This window comes from Homoserinimonas sp. (genome assembly GCF_056262345.1).
In genome coordinates this window covers 1-17,573 of record NZ_JBACFR010000083.1, presented here as the reverse complement: position 1 = coordinate 17,573, position 17,573 = coordinate 1, and the positions used below count along the sequence as shown (strand labels likewise).

Genomic DNA, 17,573 nt, shown 5'->3' with positions numbered 1-17,573 from the left:
TCGAAGAACGACATCATGATGAACACGATCAGTGGCAGCGCCACGAACATGTGCGACAGGATCAGCACCTCGTAACCGCCGACCATGCGCAGGTTCGAGAAGATGAAGTACCACGGCACGAGCAGGCTCACGCCGGGGATGATGCGGGCGAGAAGCACGACCGAAGAGGACTTCTTCATCACGAAGCGGCTCATCGAGTAGGCGGCCGGCACTCCCAGCAGAATCGAGAGCGCGGTTGAGGCGAAGCCGATCCAGAAGCTGTTGAAGATGAACTGCAGATAGTTCGCCTGACCAAAGACGGTTTCGTAGTTGGCAAGCGTCGGCGTGAAGACGAACGCAGACTCCGGGTCATAGATAGCGACGTTGGTTTTGAGCGACGCCAACACCATCCACACGAGCGGAGCGATAAAGGTGAGCACGACCACGGCGAGAGCGATGAACCGGAAGGTCGGGTATGCCCGGCGCGGGCGTCGACGGCGGGGGGCCGCTGCTGTTGTCACGGCTGGCGCTGCGGCTTTGGTGCCGGGGGCTGTTGTGGTGGACATCAGTTACTGCCCTTCTTCTTGCGCGCAGTGAGCAGCCAGATGCAGCCGATGATCATGAGGAAGAACAAGATCAAGACCGTGGATGACTCGCCGTACTTGTTGTAGTCAAAGCTCAGCCCGTAGGCGTAAACGTTGAGGGTTTCAACCTCGTGGAACGACCCACCCCCCTTGCCTTTGGTGGCGTAAAGGATGTCGAAGGTCTTGAGTGCGTCGATGCCGCGCAGCAGGATCGCCGTGATGAACGTGGGCATGATCAGCGGGAACGTCACGTACCAGAACCGCTGCCAGGCCGAGGCTCCGTCGACCCGTGCCGCCTCATCCGGCTCGTCGGAGAGTGCGGTGAGGCCGGCGAGCAGAATGAGAACGACCATGGGCGTCCACTGCCAGATGTCGACAAAGATCAGGGTCGGGAGCGCCGTGTTCTGCCCCGAGAGCCACGGCTGCGCCGGAAGGCCGAGCCATTTGAGCGCCTGGTTGGCGAATCCGATGTTGGGTTCAAAGATGAGGCGCCACATCATGCCGACCGCAACCGGGGTCGCCACAAGCGGCAGCAGGATCGCGATGCGCACCCATTTCTCCCCACGGAAGGGCCGCCAGAGGAGCAGAGCGATCGCCATGCCGAGCGCCATCTCCACGATGAGCGCGCCACCCGTGAAAAAGACGGTGCGGCCGACGGCGGGCCAGAATCGCTGGGTGTCGGTGAGAACGTCGAAGTAGTTCTCGAAGCCAATGAATTCTGAGGGAGCCCTAACCGAGCCTGATGCGTGGGTGAAGCTGAGATAGAGAGGCCACCCGACGGGGAAGGCGATCAGTAGCACCACGAAGGCCATCGCCGGGGATGCAAGCACCCACTTTCGGTGCTTGTTTGCCCAGCGAGAAAACGATTCGGTGACCGTTCTCTTGCCGGTGGTTGTGACTGCACTCACGAGTACACCTCTTCGTGTCGCGCGCCATAGGGCGCCGTGTGGGGATAGCGGATGGGGCGGTAACGAGTGGGGGCGGGCTTACCCGCCCCCACCGCTACGGAACTACTAGAACTGCTGTTACTTCTCGTCGTCCAGGAACTGCTGGAACTGCGCCTGAGCTTCCTTCGCTGCAGCCTTGACGTCGCCGCCGGTGATGGCCACGACAATCGGCTTGCCGACGATCTCGCGGGCCTCGGCGACCGAGACCACGAGGGGGCGGTCATGGCCGATGCCGGTCTTGGCGCTGCTCGCGATCGCGGCGGCGAGGTCGGCCGGATAGGTCGAGATTCCGTCGGCGTCAGCCCAGACCGAGGTGCGGGGTCCGGGTACGCCGGCCTGCTGGATCGTGAGCGTCATGTCCTTGCTCGTGGCCCACTCGATGAACTTCCACGCGTTGTCGAAGTTGGCCGAGTCGGAGTTAACTCCGAGCGCCCACGACGGCACGTTGTACGGCTTCGACTCATCGGAGCCCCCGGGGAACTGCGCGAAACCGACGGTGTCAGAGACGGTCGAGTTAGCCGGGTCAGTGGCGTTCTTGTAGAGGCTGTCGGCCTCCGTGTAGAAGGCAGCACCGCCCTGCGTGAAGATCGCCATTGCCTCGGGCCAGCTCATGTCGGTGCTGACGTTCTCGGGCCCGTACTCGCGGATGAGCTTGCCGTAGAGCTCGTATGCCTCGACGGCCTCGGCCGTGTCGACCGATGCGTTTCCCTTGGAATCCATCCACGCGCCGCCCGAGCTGTAGAGGAAGCTGCTGAACTGGGTGACGGCCGCCGAGACACCGGTGCGGGCAACGAATCCGGCGACGCCGGGGTTTGCCTCGCTGATGGTCTTGGCTGCTGCCTCAAGCTCCTTGAGCGTGGTGGGCACTTCGAGGCCAGCGGCCTGGAGCAGGTCCTTGCGGTAGTAGAGAACTTCGCGCTCGGTGATGATCGGCACACCGACAACGACGTCGTCGACGGTGGTCGAACCGACGGGGCCCTCCTGGAAGTCAGCCCAGTCCCACTCGTCGTTGCCAGTGACGGCATCGGAGAGGTCGGCAAGGTAGCCGTTGTTGGCGAAGAGCTTGCCCTCCTGGAGGGGGCGATACATCATCACGTCGATCTCGTCGGTGCCAGCGTTGAGCTTGACGTTGTATTGGTCAGAGAGCTGGTCTTCGCCCAGCTGGGTGAGGTTGACCTTGATGCCGGTCTCGTCTTCGAACTGCGGGAGCGCATCCTTGACGATGTCGGTCCAGACGTGGTTGGCGAGCGTTACGTTCAGCGTCGAGGAGCCTTCGCTGTTGTCGCCGCCGTCTGCGCTGCATGAGGCCAGGGTTCCCGCTGTGAGAAGTGCTGCTGTGACGGCTCCGGCAACGCGCAAGAGATTGGGGTGCTTCATAGTGCCTCCATTCCAGGCACCCGCGTCATCACGTGTGCCCTGCCAGATGCATCCTTACATCTGCCTTACCGGAACAGATTAGACTTAATAATCGTACTTTTACAACCCTGTTGTCTCATGGATATGATTTAGCGATGTTCACCCATGACGATGATGCGCCACCCCTGTCGGGTTTTGTCTCGGCGCGCACCGTCGACACCCCCGGCCTGCACAACCGCGTCCTCGACGAACTGGGCCAGGCGATCTGTGAAGGCCGCCTTGCCGCCGGCGACATTATTACGACGGAAGAGCTGGAGAACCGTTATCAGGTCTCCCGCTCCGTCATCCGAGAGAGCCTCCGAGCCCTCGAAGCAATGGGGATGGTGACCTCCAAACGCAGGGTCGGCAACCGCATCCTGCCCATGGCTGAATGGAACGTCTACGACCTCAGCGTCATCCGGTGGCGCCTCGCCGGCCGAGGCAGAATCGAGCAGCTTCGCTCCCTCACCGAGCTGCGCACCGCGATCGAACCAGAAGCCGCGCGCCTCGCAGCGCAGCGCAGCGCCACGACCAATGCGGGAGCCCTCGCCAGGGCAAGCGACCTCATGGGCCTCGCGGGGCAGCTCTGGGCGGCCGGCCGCAGCGGCGATCAAGAAAAGTTCCTCGAGCTCGACATCGAGTTTCACGCGCTCATCATGAATATGAGCGGCAACGAAATGTTCTCCCGCCTCAACAATCTGGTCTCCGAGGTTCTTATCGGGCGCACCAACTACGGTCTCATGCCCCAGTTTCCCCACTCGGATGCTCTACAAATGCATGTAGACGTCGCCAACGCCATCCAGAGCGGCAATGCAGATCTAGCCGGCTCATCGATGCTCGGAATCATGAATCGCACGATCGCCGAAATGGCCGATATCTGGAACGACCCGGCCGCCGCCCACCAGGCGGGCGACAAAGGCCTCACGCACTACTCTTGAAGTTGTCCCCCGCATCTCGAAGGAGCATCACCGTGGCCGGATCCACCCCAGCACAGGCAAACATCGGCGTGGTCGGAATGGCGGTGATGGGCTCGAACCTGGCGCGCAACCTCGCCAGCCGCGAAGGCAACACCGTAGCGATCTTCAACCGCTCGTTCTCCAAGACCCAGAGTGTGCTCGACGCGCACCCCGAGGCTGGCTTTATCGCGGCCCACGACTACCAGGAGTTCGCCGACTCCCTGCAGAAGCCCCGTGCCGCCATCATCATGGTCAAGGCTGGCGGCCCCACGGATGCTGTGATCGAGGAGCTCGTCAAGGTCTTTGAGCCCGGCGACATCATCGTCGACGGCGGCAACGCGCTCTTCACCGACACCATCCGTCGCGAGAAGGCCGTCCGCGAGACCGGCATCAACTTTGTCGGCGCCGGAATCTCCGGTGGCGAAGAAGGTGCCCTGCTCGGCCCGTCGATCATGCCCGGCGGCAGCGACGCCGCCTGGGAGAAGCTCGGCCCCATCTTCCGCTCGATCGCCGCCATCGCCGAGGGCGAGCCGTGCGTGACGCACGTTGGCCACGACGGCGCCGGCCACTTCGTCAAGATGGTGCACAACGGCATCGAATATGCCGACATGCAGCTCATCGCCGAGGCCTACGACCTCATCCGCCGCGGCACGGGCAAGTCCCCCGCCGAGATCGCCGAGATCTTTGCCGAGTGGAACAAGGGCGACCTCGAGAGCTACCTGATCGAAATCACGGCCGAGGTTCTGCGCCAGGTTGATGCCAAGACCGGCAAGCCGCTCGTCGACGTGATCGTCGACCAGGCCGGAGCCAAGGGCACGGGTGCCTGGACCGTGCAGACCGCACTCGACCTTGGTATCCCCGTCTCGGGCATCGCCGAGGCGGTATTCGCCCGGTCGCTGTCGTCCAAGCCTGCCCAGCGGGCCGCAGCATCCGCCCTGCCCGGCCCCGACGAGAAGTTCGTCGTCGCCGACCCTGATGCGTTTGTCGAGGATGTTCGGCAGGCCCTCTACGCCTCCAAGATCATCGCCTACTCGCAGGGCCTCGACGAGATCGTCGCGGGCGCCGAGCAGTACGGCTGGGACATCAAGAAGGGCGAGATCGCCAAGATCTGGCGCGGCGGCTGCATCATCCGTGCCCGCTTCCTTAACCGCATTACCGAGGCCTACGCCGAGAACCCCGGTCTCGTAGCCCTCGTGACGGCCCCGTTCTTCGCCGAGGTCGTCACCTCGACCCAGGCCGCCTGGCGTCGTGTGGTTGTCGCCGCAGCTCAGGCCGGCATCCCCTCGCCCGCGTTCTCGTCGTTGCTCGCCTACTACGACGGCTTGCGCGCCGGCCCCCTGCCCGCCGCCCTTGTTCAGGGGCAGCGCGACTTCTTCGGAGCACACACCTACAAGCGAGTGGATGCCGAGGGCACCTTCCACACGCTGTGGAGCGGCGACCGCACCGAGATCGAAGCGGAAGACACCCACTAAGCGTTGCTCGCGATGGCCCTCCGCACGGCTGGGGGTCATCGCGCAACTACGCTGGCAGGATGAGCCAGATTCGTGTCGCCGCGCCCTCCGACGTCCCCGAGATCCTGCGACTGATCGGCGAACTCGCGATCTATGAGAAGGAACCGGATGCCGTGGTCACCACGGAGGACGACCTTCAGCGGGCGCTCTTCGGCAATAGCCCTGCGGTCTTTGCCCACGTGATCGACGGCGACGAACCCGGCGCCCTCGCCGGCATCTGCATCTGGTTTCTCACGTTCTCCACGTGGGAGGGCGTGCACGGCATCCATCTCGAAGATCTCTTCGTGCTGCCCGAATACCGAGGCCGCGGCTACGGCAAAGCCCTGCTCACGAACTTGGCGGCGATCTGCGGCGAGCGCGGCTATGCGCGCCTCGAGTGGGCCGTGCTGGACTGGAACGAGCCAGCCATCGGCTTCTACCGCAGCCTCGGCGCTGAGCCCATGGACGAATGGACAACGTTCCGCCTCGACGGCGAGGCGCTGCGCAGCGCTCGCTAACGCAGCCCTCGCTAGCGCAGTGCTCTCGCGAGCATCCGCGCCTCATGCTCGTGCCCGACCGTCTCAAAGCCGACGACGACCGCGGCCGGTGCAAGCATGACAACGATGAGCGCGGTGCCCATGCTCGCCCCCGCCGCCGCGAGCCCCAGCGCAGCAGCCAGGATGACGAGCTCGATGGCCCAGAGCAGCAGATGGAACCGGTCGAACTCGTGGGCGAGGTGCGAATAGAGGGCAAAGAGCACGACGGAGAACACCATGACGGGCACGGCGACCGCGACGACGGCGTCGAACTCGCCGATCGCCGCCACCGACTCCACAACGTTCGCGGCAACGTGCAGCCCGGCTCCCATCGCCGCGATTGAGGCGAACAGGATGATGTGCCCGTAGCCCCACACCCACGCCCTGTCACGATGAACGGCCAGAATCTGAGCAGAAGGCAGAATGAAGTAGCTCCACCACAGGCCGAAGGTGAGCCCGATCCCCGCCACGACCACGAGGGCTGCCTCGCCAGTCCACCCCTGTTCTTCGACGACGGCCGAGACCGAGGTGACGGTGCCGAGCACAACCTCGCCGAGCGCGATTATGGCAAGCAGGCTATATCGCTCCGCGATGTGCTCTGCGTGCCAGGGAGTCGACGGATTTCGTCGTTCCGCGACCACGGGACCCGATAGCTCGATGAGGTAGAGCACGGGGGAAATCGCGAGGATGGCCCACAGCGGCAGGCTCAGGATGGCCGTGACAATCCATCCGACTTGGGCAATCGCAATGGCCAGGGCGTAGGCCATCGCCGTGGGCCGATGCTCTGGGTCAGCGCGAGCCACCCTGAGCCACTGGGCCACCATGGCGATGCGCATGACAACATATCCGGCCACGACGACATCGTTGTTGAGGTGTTGCCCCGCCTCGATGGAGGAGAACACCGCCGGGATTCCCAGCGCGAGAATCACCACGCCGATCATCTGCACCATCGTGGTGATGCGATAGAACCAGTCGTCGGTATCGAATGCCGACGCGAACCAGGAGAAGTTAATCCACGCCCAGCAGATGGCGAACATCGAGAAGCTAAACGCGGTGACTCCCGCAGCCCAGTGACCTTGGGCGAGCGCGTGGGCGAGCCCCGAGCTGGCCTGGCTGAAGGCCACGACGAATGCGAGATCGAAGAGCAACTCCAGCGGCGTCGACGCCCGATGCTCCTCGTCGGGGTCGCGCCCGCGCATGCGAGACAGCCCATGGCCAAGGCCGCTCGCCCTCGAAGAGTGATGCGCACTCGACATCGCATCATCGTTACACGGGAGGCGAGTATCGTTCACCCCATGCGCCTGGGAGTTCTCGATGTGGGATCAAACACCGTCCACCTGCTGCTCGTCGACGCCCACCCCGGCGCCGCCCCCGTGCCCATGTCATCGACCAAGTCGGTTCTGCGGTTGATGCGCTACCTGCAGGCCGATGGCAGCATCAGCGAGGAGGGCGTCTCCGCCCTGATCTCGGCCGTCGGCGCGGCGGCGGAGAAAGCCAAGCAGAGCAACCTCGACGACTTTCTCCCCATGGCAACGTCGGCAATTCGCGAAGCCACCAACGGCCCCGCTGTGCTCGCCCGCATCGCCACAGAAACCGGTGTTGATCTGCAGGTGCTCTCGGGCGAGGATGAGGCGAAACTGACCTTTCTCGCAGTGCGCCGGTGGTACGGCTGGTCCGCGGGCAACATCCTGCTCTTCGACATTGGCGGCGGCTCTCTCGAAATCTCGCTCGGACGCGACGAGTACCCCGATATCGGTCTCTCGCTCCCGCTCGGCGCAGGCCGCACGACGCTCGGGTTCCTGCACGACGACCCGCCAACCCAGCAGCAACAGGACGAGCTGCGGGTTCATGCACGAGAGCAGCTACTCGGGGCTGTGAAACTCTTCGCCGACTACGACCGACCCAGCCATGTGGTGGGCTCGTCCAAAACGATCAGGTCACTTGCCAAGCTCGCGGGGCTTACCGCCCCGGGCATCGGCGAAGATGAGCGCAGCATGCTGCGGCGCAACCAGCTCGACGACTGGGTTCCGCGGCTGGGCCGCATCCCCGCCGCCGCTAGGCCCGAGTTGCCCGGCATCACGATCGACCGCACGTTTCAGATCGTGGGCGGTGGCATTGTGCTTTCGGAGGCGATGTCGGTCTTCTCGGTCAAAGAACTGGATGTCTCTCCGTGGGCCATGCGCGAGGGCGTGATTCTGCGCTACCTCGATCACCTAACGTGACGGTGGCAGATGGCAGACTTGAGGGGTGAGCGATGACCACCCAGAACTGGCCGGATACGAGCCGTTTGAACAGAAGCCCCTGAGGGGGCAGCGATTCTCGCTGCTGCTCCGCGTCGTCGTCGTTCTCGCGGTGCTCGGTCTTATCCTCCCCGGTGTGTTCACGACCGTGTCGGTCGGAACACGTAACGCCCAGCTCGCCTGTGACTATCGCGGCGCTCTCGCCGTGCCCGGTGCCCCTAGCTATGAGGCAACGTTCGAGCTGTTCGGCCCCGGAGTGATCGGCTGGGAGTGCTACGCGCTCGACCAGATCGGCAAACGCATCCACGTCGACTCGATGGGACTCATCCCGGTCGCCCCTGGGGCATCCAGCCCTCGCGTGCCCACGAGCAACAGTTAACTGACACCGGTTAACTGACACCGGTTAATTGACACCGCGGGCGGAGCCGAAGCCCCGCCCGCGGTGAATGAATCAGTTTCTTAGGCTGCGCCGTCGAACATCGACGTGACCGAACCGTCGCTGAAGACCTCGTGGATCGCGCCGGCGATGAGCGGGGCGATCGGCAGAACCGTGAGCTTGGGGAACAGCTTGTCTGCCGTGAGGGGCAGCGTGTCGGTGACGACAACCTCGTCGATGAAGTCGGCCTGGAGCAGCTCCGTCGCGGGGTGCGAGAACACGGCGTGGGTCGCGGCGACGACAACGTTCTTCGCGCCGGCAGCCTTGAGCGCCTCCGCAGCCTTGGCGATCGTTCCGCCCGTGTCGATCAGGTCGTCAACGAGCAGGCAGGTGCGGCCCGCGACCTCGCCCACAATCTCGTGCACAGAAACCTTGTTGGCGACGCGGGGGTCGCGACGCTTATGGATGATCGCGAGGGGCGCATTGAGCTTGTCGCTCCAGATGTCGGCAACGCGAACGCGGCCCATGTCAGGAGAGACCACCGTGAGCGTCTCGCTGTCGAGCTTCTCCTTGAAGTACTTGAGAAGCACCGGCATCGCGAACAGGTGGTCGACGGGCCCGTCGAAGAATCCCTGGATCTGAGCAGCGTGCAGGTCGACGCTCATGATGCGGTCGGCGCCGGCCGCCTTGTAGAGGTCGGCCACCAGCCGGGCCGAGATCGGCTCGCGCCCGCGGCCCCTCTTGTCCTGACGGGCATACGGATAGAACGGTGCGACCACCGTGATGCGCTTGGCCGAAGCACGCTTGAGGGCGTCGACCATGATGAGCTGCTCCATGAGCCACTCGTTGATCGGGGTCGTGTGCGACTGGATGACAAACGCATCGCATCCGCGCACGCTCTCGCTGTAGCGCGCGTAGATCTCGCCGTTGGCGAAAGTGCGGGTGTCGGTGTGTACTAGCTCCGTGTCGAGCTCGCGGGCGATGTCCTCCGCGAGTTTCGGATGTGCACGGCCGGTGACGAGCACCAATTTCTTCTGTCCGTTAACGGTGATTTCGGACAAGTGATTGCTCGCTCTCTGCCGGGGCCCCGACGATTTAGACCTGCGTCTCACCCTCGCCGGATGCTGCAGCAGCCGCGTCGGCCGCCGCAGTGCCCGGTCGATTGGCTTCGACCCAGCCTGCCATGTTGCGCTGAGGAGCCACTGAGATGGCGAGCGCACCAGCTGGAACATCCTTGCGGACGACCGTCCCGGCGCCCGTGTAGGCTCCGTCACCAATTCTAACCGGCGCGACGAACACGTTGTGCGACCCGGTGCGCACATGCGACCCCACGACCGTGCTGTGCTTGTTCACACCGTCGTAGTTTGCGGTGATTGTTCCCGCCCCAACATTGGAGCCAACCCCCACCTCGGTGTCGCCGATGTAGCTCAGGTGTGGCACCTTGCTGCCGTCGCCGATTCGCGTGTTCTTGGTTTCTACGAAGGTGCCGATCTTGCCGTCGGCGCCGAGGTAGGTTCCGGGACGCAGGTAGGCGAACGGACCAACGGATGCTCCGGCACCGATCACGGCGAGCGTCGCGTCGGTGCGCTTGACGACGGCGCCCTCCCCGACCTCGCAGTCGACGAGGGTCGTGTCGGGGCCGACGGTCGCGCCGCGCGCGATTGTCGTTGCCCTCTTGATCTGGGTGCCCGGCAGCAACTCGACGTCTTCTGCCAGGGTCGCATCCACATCGATCCAGGTGCTCATGGGGTCCAGGATTGTCACGCCCGCAAGCTGCCAGCGTCGCACGATTCGCGCGTTCAGCTCCCGAGCGGCTGCCGCGAGCTGCGCGCGGTCATTGATGCCGGCGACAAGCCAGGGGTCACGCACAGCGACCGCCTCGATGCGGCCCCCTGCCGAGCGGATGCCTGCCGCGGCATCCGTCAGATACTTTTCGTGCTGCGCGTTGTCGGTGCCCACATTGGCCAGGGCGCGGCGGAGCGGACCCGCCGAGAACACGTAAACACCGGCATTGACCTCGGTGACCGCAAGCTGCTCAGGAGAGGCATCCTTGTGCTCAACGATCGCCTCGAACACCCCAGAGGCATCCCGCACGATGCGGCCAAAGCCCGATGGGTCTGGCAGCACGGCCGACAGCATGGTGAGGTCGTTGCCCTCGTGCTGGTGAGCAGAAACAAGCGCGCGAAGCGTTGCGGCGTCGAGCAGCGGAACATCCGCACTGAGCACGACAACTCGGCCATCAAAGTCACCCGGAAGGGTTGCGAGGGCAACCTCTACGGCGCGCCCCGTGCCCGGAATCTCATCCTGATCAACGATGGAAGCCTCGGGAACCCGGCGCAGAACCTCTTCGGCAACCGACTCACGCTCGTGGCGCACCACCGCAATGATGTGCGCCGCGCCCAGCTCCTGGGCCGTCGTGAGAACGTGCCCCACGAGGGGAACACCGGCGATCTCATGGAGCACCTTCGCCTTAGAAGACTTCATTCGAGTGCCCTGACCTGCGGCAAGAATGATGACGGCGAGCGACTGATCGGTCATGAGGGGGCTCCTTCGTGGACACAAACGCTGACGCGATTTTCTCGGCTCCGCCTCCAGGATTCGAACCTGGTCCTAACAGTTCCAAAGACTGCCGTGCTGCCGTTACACCAAGGCGGAAAGCGCCCTCACCGCCGAAGCGTGAGTCTCGCGATAGATAAGTCTGCCAGATCAGAGCGCGATCACACTGCGCGCTGCATGCCGCGATAATGGAAAACATGCCCGAACGCGACGAAGTCGACCGCATTGTCGATGCTTGGCACCGCGAACGGCCAGACCTCGACTTCTCTCCCCTCCAGGTTCTGAGCCGCGTCGGCAGGCTGTCGCGCCACCTCGACCTCGCGCGCCGCACCGCGTTCTCGGCCTCGGGGCTCGAATCGTGGGAGTTTGATGTGCTTTCTGCTCTGCGCCGAGAGGGCTACCCCTACGAGCTGAGCCCCAAGAGCCTGCTGCAGCAGACCCTCGTCTCCTCTGGCACCATGACGAACCGCATCGACCGCCTCGTCGACCGCGGCCTTGTGATTCGGCGCACCGACCCGAACGATGGGCGCGGCGTTCTCGTGCGCATGACCGACGAGGGTCGCCACCGCGTCGACGGCGCGATCGCGGAACTGATGACCTCCGAGCGCGCCATCCTCGCCGCGCTCAGCTCCGACGACCAAGAACACCTCGCTGGCCTTCTGCGGCGGCTCAGCCTCGACTTCGACTGACCGGCACCGAAGCGAGCGTTCAGCGGGCGCAGTCGATGCAGGTGGCCGCGTAGGCCCGCGCATCGAGGCGCGCGACAGGGATCTGCTGTCCGCAGCTCACACAAGTTCCAAAGGTGCCGAGGTCGATTCTGCGCAGCGCCGCGGAAATCTCTCCCAGACGCTGCGTTGATTGCTTCAGCAGAGCATCCGTTTGGGAACGCTCAAAGGCGATCGTCGACCCCTCAGGGTCGTGCTCGTCATCGACATTGGAGTCGTGACGAGCCTCCACGATGAGCCGAATATCGGAGCCGAGGTCGGCCATCAGCTGCTCAGTAACCCTCTGCTGAGACAACAGCTGCTCGCGAAACCCCTCGAGACGTGCATCAGAGAACCTCATGGTGCCCAGTATCGTCCCGCTGCGTGACTTATCGCCGCATGACCTTGCGGGCCAACCAGTTCGCCAAGAACTGGATGAGTTGCACAAACAGGATGATGATGATCACGGCGGCCCACGTCACGACCGGGTTGAACTGCCGGTAGCCGTATTGAATGGCGAAGTTGCCGAGACCGCCGCCCCCGATGAGGCCGGCGACCGCCGTCATATCCACGATGGCGACAAAGACAAATGCATAGCCGAGGATGAGCGGGCCGAGAGCCTCGGGAATCAGCAGGGTTCGGATGATGCGCCAGGGCCCAGCACCCACCGACCGGGCAGCCTCGATAACCCCCGGCTGCACCGTGAGCAGGTTTTGCTCCACGATGCGGCTGATGCCGAAGACCGCGGCGAGAGAGATCGTGAAGATGATCGCGGAATTGCCGAGACCGGTGCCAACAACCGCGCGAGCGAGGGGCTGTGCCGCCGCCAAGAAGATGATGAACGGGATGGGGCGGAACGTGTTGACGAGCACGTTGAGCACGCCGTTGATGGCCCGATTGGGCAGGAGGTTGCCCGCCCGAGTCACATAGAGCCCGAGCCCCACAATGAGCCCGCCGATGCCACCGAAAAGCAAGCTCAGGGCGACGAGATAAATCGTCTCCCCCGTGGCCTCCGCGAGCTGGGGCAAGAGGTCGATGAGCTGATCCATTAGGCCACCTCGGTCACGGTGAGGCTGGAATCGACGGATGCTAATGCGCGGTCGATCGCGGCATCGTCACCCCCGAGAGCCAGAGTGAGGTGCCCGAAGGTGCGACCCTGAATGTCGTTGACCCCGCCATAGACGAGCTCGAACGTGACGCCGTGCTGGGCGAACCCCAGAAACACCGCCGACTGCGAGACGCCACCGTCGGCGAACGAGATCGTGACAATGCGGCCGGGGTGCCGCTGGCGCAGAACTGCGAGCTCATGCGCCTCGGGAACCGCCTTGACGACCGTGGAGACAAATCGCTTGGCAGCATCCGTCTGAGGGTTCGAGAAGACATCGAAGACCGTGCCCTGCTCGATGACCCGGCCGGCATCCATCACGGCGACGCGATGGGCGATGGACTTGATGACCTCCATCTCGTGCGTGATGAGCACGATCGTGATGCCAAACTCCTCGTTCACGCGCTTAAGCAGGGCAAGCACCTCGAGGGTTGTCTCCGGGTCGAGAGCACTGGTCGCCTCATCGGCGAGGAGGATGCGCGGCGACGTCGCGAGGGCACGGGCAATGCCAACGCGCTGCTTCTGGCCGCCAGAGAGCTGGTCGGGGTAGCTCGACGCTTTGTCGGCGAGCCCGACGAACTCGAGCATTTCGGCGACGCGCGCCTTGCGCTCGGCCGCGGGCACGCCGGCAACCTGAAGGGGGTAGTCGACATTGCCCGCGACCGTGCGCGAGTTGAACAGATTGAACTGTTGAAAGATCATTCCGATGCCCAACCGCACCTGCCGAAGCTCGCGCTCCCGCATGCCGCTGATCACGGTTCCGGCCACCTCAACGGTGCCCGCCGACACGGGCTCGAGGGCGTTGATGAGCCGCACCAGAGTGCTCTTTCCCGCCCCCGAGTAGCCGATGATGCCAAAGATGTCGCCCGCGTCAATATCGAGCGTGACGTTGTCGACAGCGGTAAGCGGCCGAGCCGTGCGACGCGGTGCCGGGTACGTTTTCGACACCGCGCTCAGGCGAACTATCGGCATGGTGTTCCTGTTCTAGAAGTGCGTGAGGCAGAGCGCCTAGCTATTGGCCTTGACGTCGGCCTCAACCTTGGCGAGAGCCTTTTCCAACTCCGCTGCAGGGGTATCCACGAGAATCGCGGTGCCGCCGGAGACCTCGAGAACGCCATCCTGCACGGCCTTCGTGGTCTGGTAGATCTCCACGAGCTTGGCGAACAGCTCGCTGTTCTTGTCGTCAGCGCGGGCAGCGAAGATGTTGATGTAGGCCTGCGCAGCGGGGTCGCTGGGGTCGTCGACCGCGATAGCGCTATCGGGGTCGATGCCCGCCTTCGTGACGAAGTCGTTGTTGACCACGGCGGCGGCAACATCCGCAAGCGAGGTCGCGGTGAACGAGGCGTCGGCCTCGATGACCTCAACACGCGACGAATCTTGGATGTCGGCGACGGTCGAGAAGATGCTGCCGCCATCCTTCAGCTCGATGAGCCCTGCCGACTGCAGCACGAGAAGGGCGCGGGCCTGGTTGCTCGCGTCGTTCGGCACGGCCACCTTCTCGCCATCCTCGATGGCGTCAACCGAGTTGTAGTTGGTGGAGTAGAGGCCGAGCGGGTAGATGGCCGTCGCGCCGATCGGCACAAGGTCGTCGCCCGAAGCAACATTGTGCTGAGCGAGGTAGATGATGTGCTGGAACTGGTTGATGTCGAGCTCACCCGCGGTCAGGGCCGGGTTGGGCTGGTTGTAGTCGGAGAAGTCGATGATGTCGACGAAGATGCCCTCGGCCTCGGTGGCCTTCTCGTATTCGGCCCAGTAGGGGTCGCTCGCGCCAACGACGCCAATCGTGACGGGGTTTGCCTCGGAGCCGAGCTCGGCCTCGTCACCGGAGGCGCACGCAGAAAGCCCCCCAACGAGAGCCGTTGCGGCAAATACTGCGGCGATCTTCTTGGCGATTGACATGGTGGTGCCTTTCAAAACGGATGCTGTGGGGTCGATTCCAGTGTCATCCGCATACGTTCAAAATCGAAATCGTGCGACCCCAGGTGACGCAGTGTGACGATCTGGGGCTTAGTTCTCCAGCAGGTCCGTCAGGACCAACCAGCGCGACTCAAGCTCGGCCGTCTGCGCGTCGAGCGCCGAGATCTCGGCAGAGAGCTCTCCCAGCCCCGTGTAGTCGTTCTGGTCGTGCGCGGCCATCCGAGCATGGACGTCGGCGATCTTCTGGCCGGCCTTCTCCAGCTTGCGGTTGATCGACGCGAGCTCTTTCTGGGCGTTCCGCAGTTCTGCACCGCCCAGGCTCGACTTCTTCGCCGGCGCACCAGCCTGCTTCTTGGACGACTGCGCGGCGCTGGCCGCAGCATCCGAAGCCTGCCGCACCTTGAGGTACTCGTCGACGCCGCCGGGCAGGTGCCGCAGGTGACCACCGAGCACCGCATACTGCTGGTCGGTGATGCGCTCGAGCAGGTACCGGTCGTGGCTCACCACGAGAAGGGTGCCCGGGAACGAGTCGAGCAGGTCTTCCATCGCCGCGAGCATGTCGGTATCGAGGTCGTTAGTGGGCTCGTCGAGGATGAGCACATTCGGCTCGTCCAACAGGATGAGCAAGAGCTGCAGGCGGCGCTTCTGGCCACCGGAGAGATCCTTGATCGGCGTGCTCAGCTGGGCACTATCGAAGCCGAGGCGCTCAAGCAGCTGGCCGGGCGTGACCTCTTTGCCGCCGGCGACATACGACGACTTCTGGCGGCCGATAACGACGCGCACCGGCTCATTCTGAACCTCAGAAAGCTCCTTGAGCTGCTGGTCGAGAATCGAGATCTTCACGGTCTTGCCGCGCTTGACCTTGCCGCTTGTGGGCTCGACGGTGCCCGCCACCAGACCCAGCAGGGTCGACTTTCCCGCGCCGTTGACGCCCAAGATTCCGGTGCGCTCGCCCGGGGCGATGCGCCACTCGATGTCCTTGAGTACCTGCTTATCGCCGTAGGTGACGCCAACGTCGAGCAGATCAACGACATCCTTCCCCAGGCGCTGCATCGCCATCGACTGCAGCGAAATCTTGTCGCGTACGGGGGGCTCGTTTTCGATGAGCTCGTTGGCGGCATCGATGCGGAACTTGGGCTTGGCCGTGCGGGCGGGGGCCCCTCGGCGCAGCCACGCGAGCTCCTTCTTCATCAGGTTCTGACGCTTGCCCTCCATGACGGATGCCATGCGGTCGCGCTCCACGCGCTGCAGAATGTAGGCCGCGTATCCGCCCTCGAAGGGCTCGATGATGCGGTCGTGCACCTCCCACGTGTTGTTGCAGACCTCATCCAGAAACCACCGGTCGTGGGTGACGACAACGAGGCCGCCCTGGCCAGCGGGCCAGCGACGCTTGAGGTGCTCTGCGAGCCACGCGATGCCCTCGACATCCAGGTGGTTGGTGGGCTCATCGAGAAACACGACGTCCCAGTCACCGACGAGCAACTTGGCGAGCCCGACGCGGCGGCGCTGGCCACCACTGAGCTGGCCGAGGGTCGCATCCCACGGGATGCCGCCCAGGAGACCCGAAATGACGTCGCGGATGCGAGCATCGCCCGCCCACTCGTAGTCCTCTTTGTCGCCGACAATCGACTGGCTCACAACGATGTTGTCGTCGAGTTCGTCGGCCTGGTCGAGCATGCCAATCGTGACGCCGTTGCGAACCGTGACACGGCCGGAGTCGGGCTGGATGCGACCAGACAGCAGCCTCATAAGGGTGGACTTGCCGTCGCCATTGCGGCCGACGATGCCGATGCGGTCGCCCTCGTCGAGCCCTACCGTCACCGAATCGAAGATCACGCGCGTCGGATACTCAAGATGAAGGGACTCTGCCCCAAGAAGATGTGCCACGTGACTCGACACTACCGGCTCCCGGCTGTGTACTCGCGCGGGGCGAGGCTGCGGCTCCCGGCCCGACTCGGCCTAACTCGGCCTGCCCCGGCCTGACTCGGCCCGATCCGCCCGGCCCCTCCCTTAGGCCACTCTTCCGCCGAGGCTGCACAAATCGTCGTCGAAACCGGGCTGCGGCAGCGAATCGCGCAGTCTCGGCGCGCTGGCACCGGCTCGCACACGGTCAGCGGTGTGGGTTATGGGCCATCGATCCACGATGTGGAGGAGCCAAACCTCGGGCTGTGGGCAAGTTCTGCACCGTCGAGTCACGGTCGCCAAGATGGAACCGTGACACCCCCACCCTCAGCTCCGCTCCCTTCGCATCTCTCGGGGCGCCCATTTTCGAGAGCAGAAGCCGCCGCGTCTGGGGTGGGCGATGGCCGGCTGAGATCGTCCGACCTCTCGAGTCCGTTTCACGGGGTGCGAATTTCTGCCGACATCGACCCGAGTCTCTCGATCCGGCTTGAGTCCTACCGCCAACGGATGCCGGCACACCAGCACTACAGCCACACGACGGCGGCCCTCGTCCACGGAATCCCCCTGCCGCTCAGCGCCGAGCGGGATACCCGCCTCCATGTGAGCGCGGCTCGAGGAGCCGGATTTCCCCGCGCTCGCGGCGTGGTCGGTCACCACAGCGGAACCGTCACGAGACTGGTCCGCGTCGCTGGCTATCTCGTCTCGTCGCCCGTGACCGCATGGTGTGAACTTGCCCGCATCCTGTCCCTCGACGATCTCGTGGCCGCTGGCGACTTTCTCATCACCGGAAACGAGCCCATTTTCGGCTTTCCGCCTCTCTCCGATGCTGCACAGCTATCGGATGCCCTGGCAGCGCGGTCTGGCCACCGCGGCATCCGTACACTCA

Annotated in this window: 17 protein-coding genes, 1 tRNA gene and 1 pseudogene; 7 read left to right on the top strand and 12 right to left on the bottom strand. The window is 64.2% G+C overall.

All coding sequences use genetic code 11. From position 1 onward, the window contains the following. The 3 genes from AC062T_RS04155 to AC062T_RS04145 all read right to left on the bottom strand — a co-directional run. Positions 1 to 545: ABC transporter permease family protein (locus tag AC062T_RS04155; protein ID WP_476027670.1), on the bottom strand; the 545-nt coding region annotated here is incomplete at its 3' end. After that, positions 545 to 1,471: a carbohydrate ABC transporter permease gene (locus AC062T_RS04150; protein ID WP_476027668.1), complete on the bottom strand. Its 927-nt coding sequence runs from the start codon at positions 1,469 to 1,471 to the stop codon at positions 545 to 547. The genes AC062T_RS04155 and AC062T_RS04150, both read right to left, overlap by 1 nt. A 117-nt stretch (positions 1,472 to 1,588) precedes the next feature. Beyond that, positions 1,589 to 2,887 carry an ABC transporter substrate-binding protein gene (locus tag AC062T_RS04145; RefSeq protein WP_476027666.1) on the bottom strand — a complete coding sequence of 433 codons (1,299 nt, stop codon included), beginning with the start codon at positions 2,885 to 2,887 and terminating at the stop codon, positions 1,589 to 1,591. Between the two features lie 134 nt (positions 2,888 to 3,021). On the opposite strand from AC062T_RS04145, the gene AC062T_RS04140 reads away from it, so the two are divergent. From AC062T_RS04140 to AC062T_RS04130, 3 genes are read left to right on the top strand one after another with little or no spacing between them, the layout of a single operon-like run. Next, the gene (locus AC062T_RS04140; RefSeq protein ID WP_476027664.1) at positions 3,022 to 3,843 is read left to right on the top strand and encodes a FadR/GntR family transcriptional regulator; all 822 of its coding nucleotides are present in this window, start codon (positions 3,022 to 3,024) and stop codon (positions 3,841 to 3,843) included. A gap of 32 nt (positions 3,844 to 3,875) precedes the next feature. Next, entirely contained in the window at positions 3,876 to 5,333 is a 1,458-nt protein-coding gene (gene gndA / locus AC062T_RS04135) for an NADP-dependent phosphogluconate dehydrogenase (protein ID WP_476027662.1), read from the top strand. 59 nt (positions 5,334 to 5,392) lie between these two features. Next, positions 5,393 to 5,869 (top strand): N-acetyltransferase family protein, encoded by a 477-nt coding sequence (locus AC062T_RS04130; RefSeq protein WP_476027660.1) that lies wholly within the window; start codon positions 5,393 to 5,395, stop codon positions 5,867 to 5,869. Positions 5,870 to 5,880: 11 nt separating this feature from the next. Here the strand turns inward: AC062T_RS04130 and AC062T_RS04125 are convergent, their stop codons facing one another. Further along, positions 5,881 to 7,086: a low temperature requirement protein A gene (locus AC062T_RS04125; RefSeq protein ID WP_476027658.1), complete on the bottom strand. Its 1,206-nt coding sequence runs from the start codon at positions 7,084 to 7,086 to the stop codon at positions 5,881 to 5,883. A gap of 42 nt (positions 7,087 to 7,128) precedes the next feature. Here AC062T_RS04125 and AC062T_RS04120 point away from each other — a divergent pair, with 42 nt between their 5' ends. Then, positions 7,129 to 8,109 carry a Ppx/GppA phosphatase family protein gene (locus AC062T_RS04120; RefSeq protein WP_476027656.1) on the top strand — a complete coding sequence of 327 codons (981 nt, stop codon included), beginning with the start codon at positions 7,129 to 7,131 and terminating at the stop codon, positions 8,107 to 8,109. 25 nt (positions 8,110 to 8,134) lie between these two features. Beyond that, positions 8,135 to 8,506 (top strand): hypothetical protein, encoded by a 372-nt coding sequence (locus tag AC062T_RS04115; protein WP_476027654.1) that lies wholly within the window; start codon positions 8,135 to 8,137, stop codon positions 8,504 to 8,506. Positions 8,507 to 8,586: 80 nt separating this feature from the next. Here the strand turns inward: AC062T_RS04115 and AC062T_RS04110 are convergent, their stop codons facing one another. The 3 genes from AC062T_RS04110 to AC062T_RS04100 all read right to left on the bottom strand — a co-directional run bounded on the left by AC062T_RS04110 (position 8,587) and on the right by AC062T_RS04100 (position 11,158). Then, positions 8,587 to 9,564, bottom strand: coding sequence for a ribose-phosphate diphosphokinase (locus AC062T_RS04110; RefSeq protein WP_476027652.1), 978 nt, complete (start codon positions 9,562 to 9,564; stop codon positions 8,587 to 8,589). 34 nt (positions 9,565 to 9,598) lie between these two features. After that, positions 9,599 to 11,041, bottom strand: coding sequence for a bifunctional UDP-N-acetylglucosamine diphosphorylase/glucosamine-1-phosphate N-acetyltransferase GlmU (gene glmU / locus AC062T_RS04105; RefSeq protein ID WP_476027650.1), 1,443 nt, complete (start codon positions 11,039 to 11,041; stop codon positions 9,599 to 9,601). A gap of 45 nt (positions 11,042 to 11,086) precedes the next feature. Further along, positions 11,087 to 11,158, bottom strand: a tRNA-Gln gene (locus AC062T_RS04100). A gap of 98 nt (positions 11,159 to 11,256) precedes the next feature. Between AC062T_RS04100 and AC062T_RS04095 the strand changes: the two genes are divergently transcribed. Beyond that, the gene (locus AC062T_RS04095; protein WP_476027648.1) at positions 11,257 to 11,748 is read left to right on the top strand and encodes a MarR family winged helix-turn-helix transcriptional regulator; all 492 of its coding nucleotides are present in this window, start codon (positions 11,257 to 11,259) and stop codon (positions 11,746 to 11,748) included. A 19-nt stretch (positions 11,749 to 11,767) separates the two neighbouring features. On the opposite strand, the gene AC062T_RS04090 is transcribed toward AC062T_RS04095, so the two are convergent. From AC062T_RS04090 to AC062T_RS04070, 5 genes are all read right to left on the bottom strand, one after another. After that, positions 11,768 to 12,124, bottom strand: coding sequence for a TraR/DksA family transcriptional regulator (locus tag AC062T_RS04090; protein WP_476027646.1), 357 nt, complete (start codon positions 12,122 to 12,124; stop codon positions 11,768 to 11,770). Positions 12,125 to 12,152: 28 nt separating this feature from the next. After that, a complete protein-coding gene (locus AC062T_RS04085) occupies positions 12,153 to 12,812 on the bottom strand; it encodes a methionine ABC transporter permease (RefSeq protein ID WP_476027644.1) in 660 nt (219 codons plus the stop codon). Further along, complete coding sequence (locus AC062T_RS04080) at positions 12,812 to 13,840, bottom strand: methionine ABC transporter ATP-binding protein (protein ID WP_476027642.1); 1,029 nt, start codon at positions 13,838 to 13,840, stop codon at positions 12,812 to 12,814. The genes AC062T_RS04085 and AC062T_RS04080 overlap by 1 nt, the downstream gene beginning before the upstream one ends. A gap of 36 nt (positions 13,841 to 13,876) precedes the next feature. Then, the gene (locus AC062T_RS04075; protein WP_476027640.1) at positions 13,877 to 14,767 is read right to left on the bottom strand and encodes a MetQ/NlpA family ABC transporter substrate-binding protein; all 891 of its coding nucleotides are present in this window, start codon (positions 14,765 to 14,767) and stop codon (positions 13,877 to 13,879) included. A gap of 108 nt (positions 14,768 to 14,875) precedes the next feature. Further along, a complete protein-coding gene (locus AC062T_RS04070; RefSeq protein WP_476027638.1) occupies positions 14,876 to 16,672 on the bottom strand; it encodes an ABC-F family ATP-binding cassette domain-containing protein in 1,797 nt (598 codons plus the stop codon). Positions 16,673 to 17,131: 459 nt separating this feature from the next. Here AC062T_RS04070 and AC062T_RS04065 point away from each other — a divergent pair. Next, positions 17,132 to 17,573: pseudogene (locus tag AC062T_RS04065) on the top strand (hypothetical protein); the annotation flags it as partial.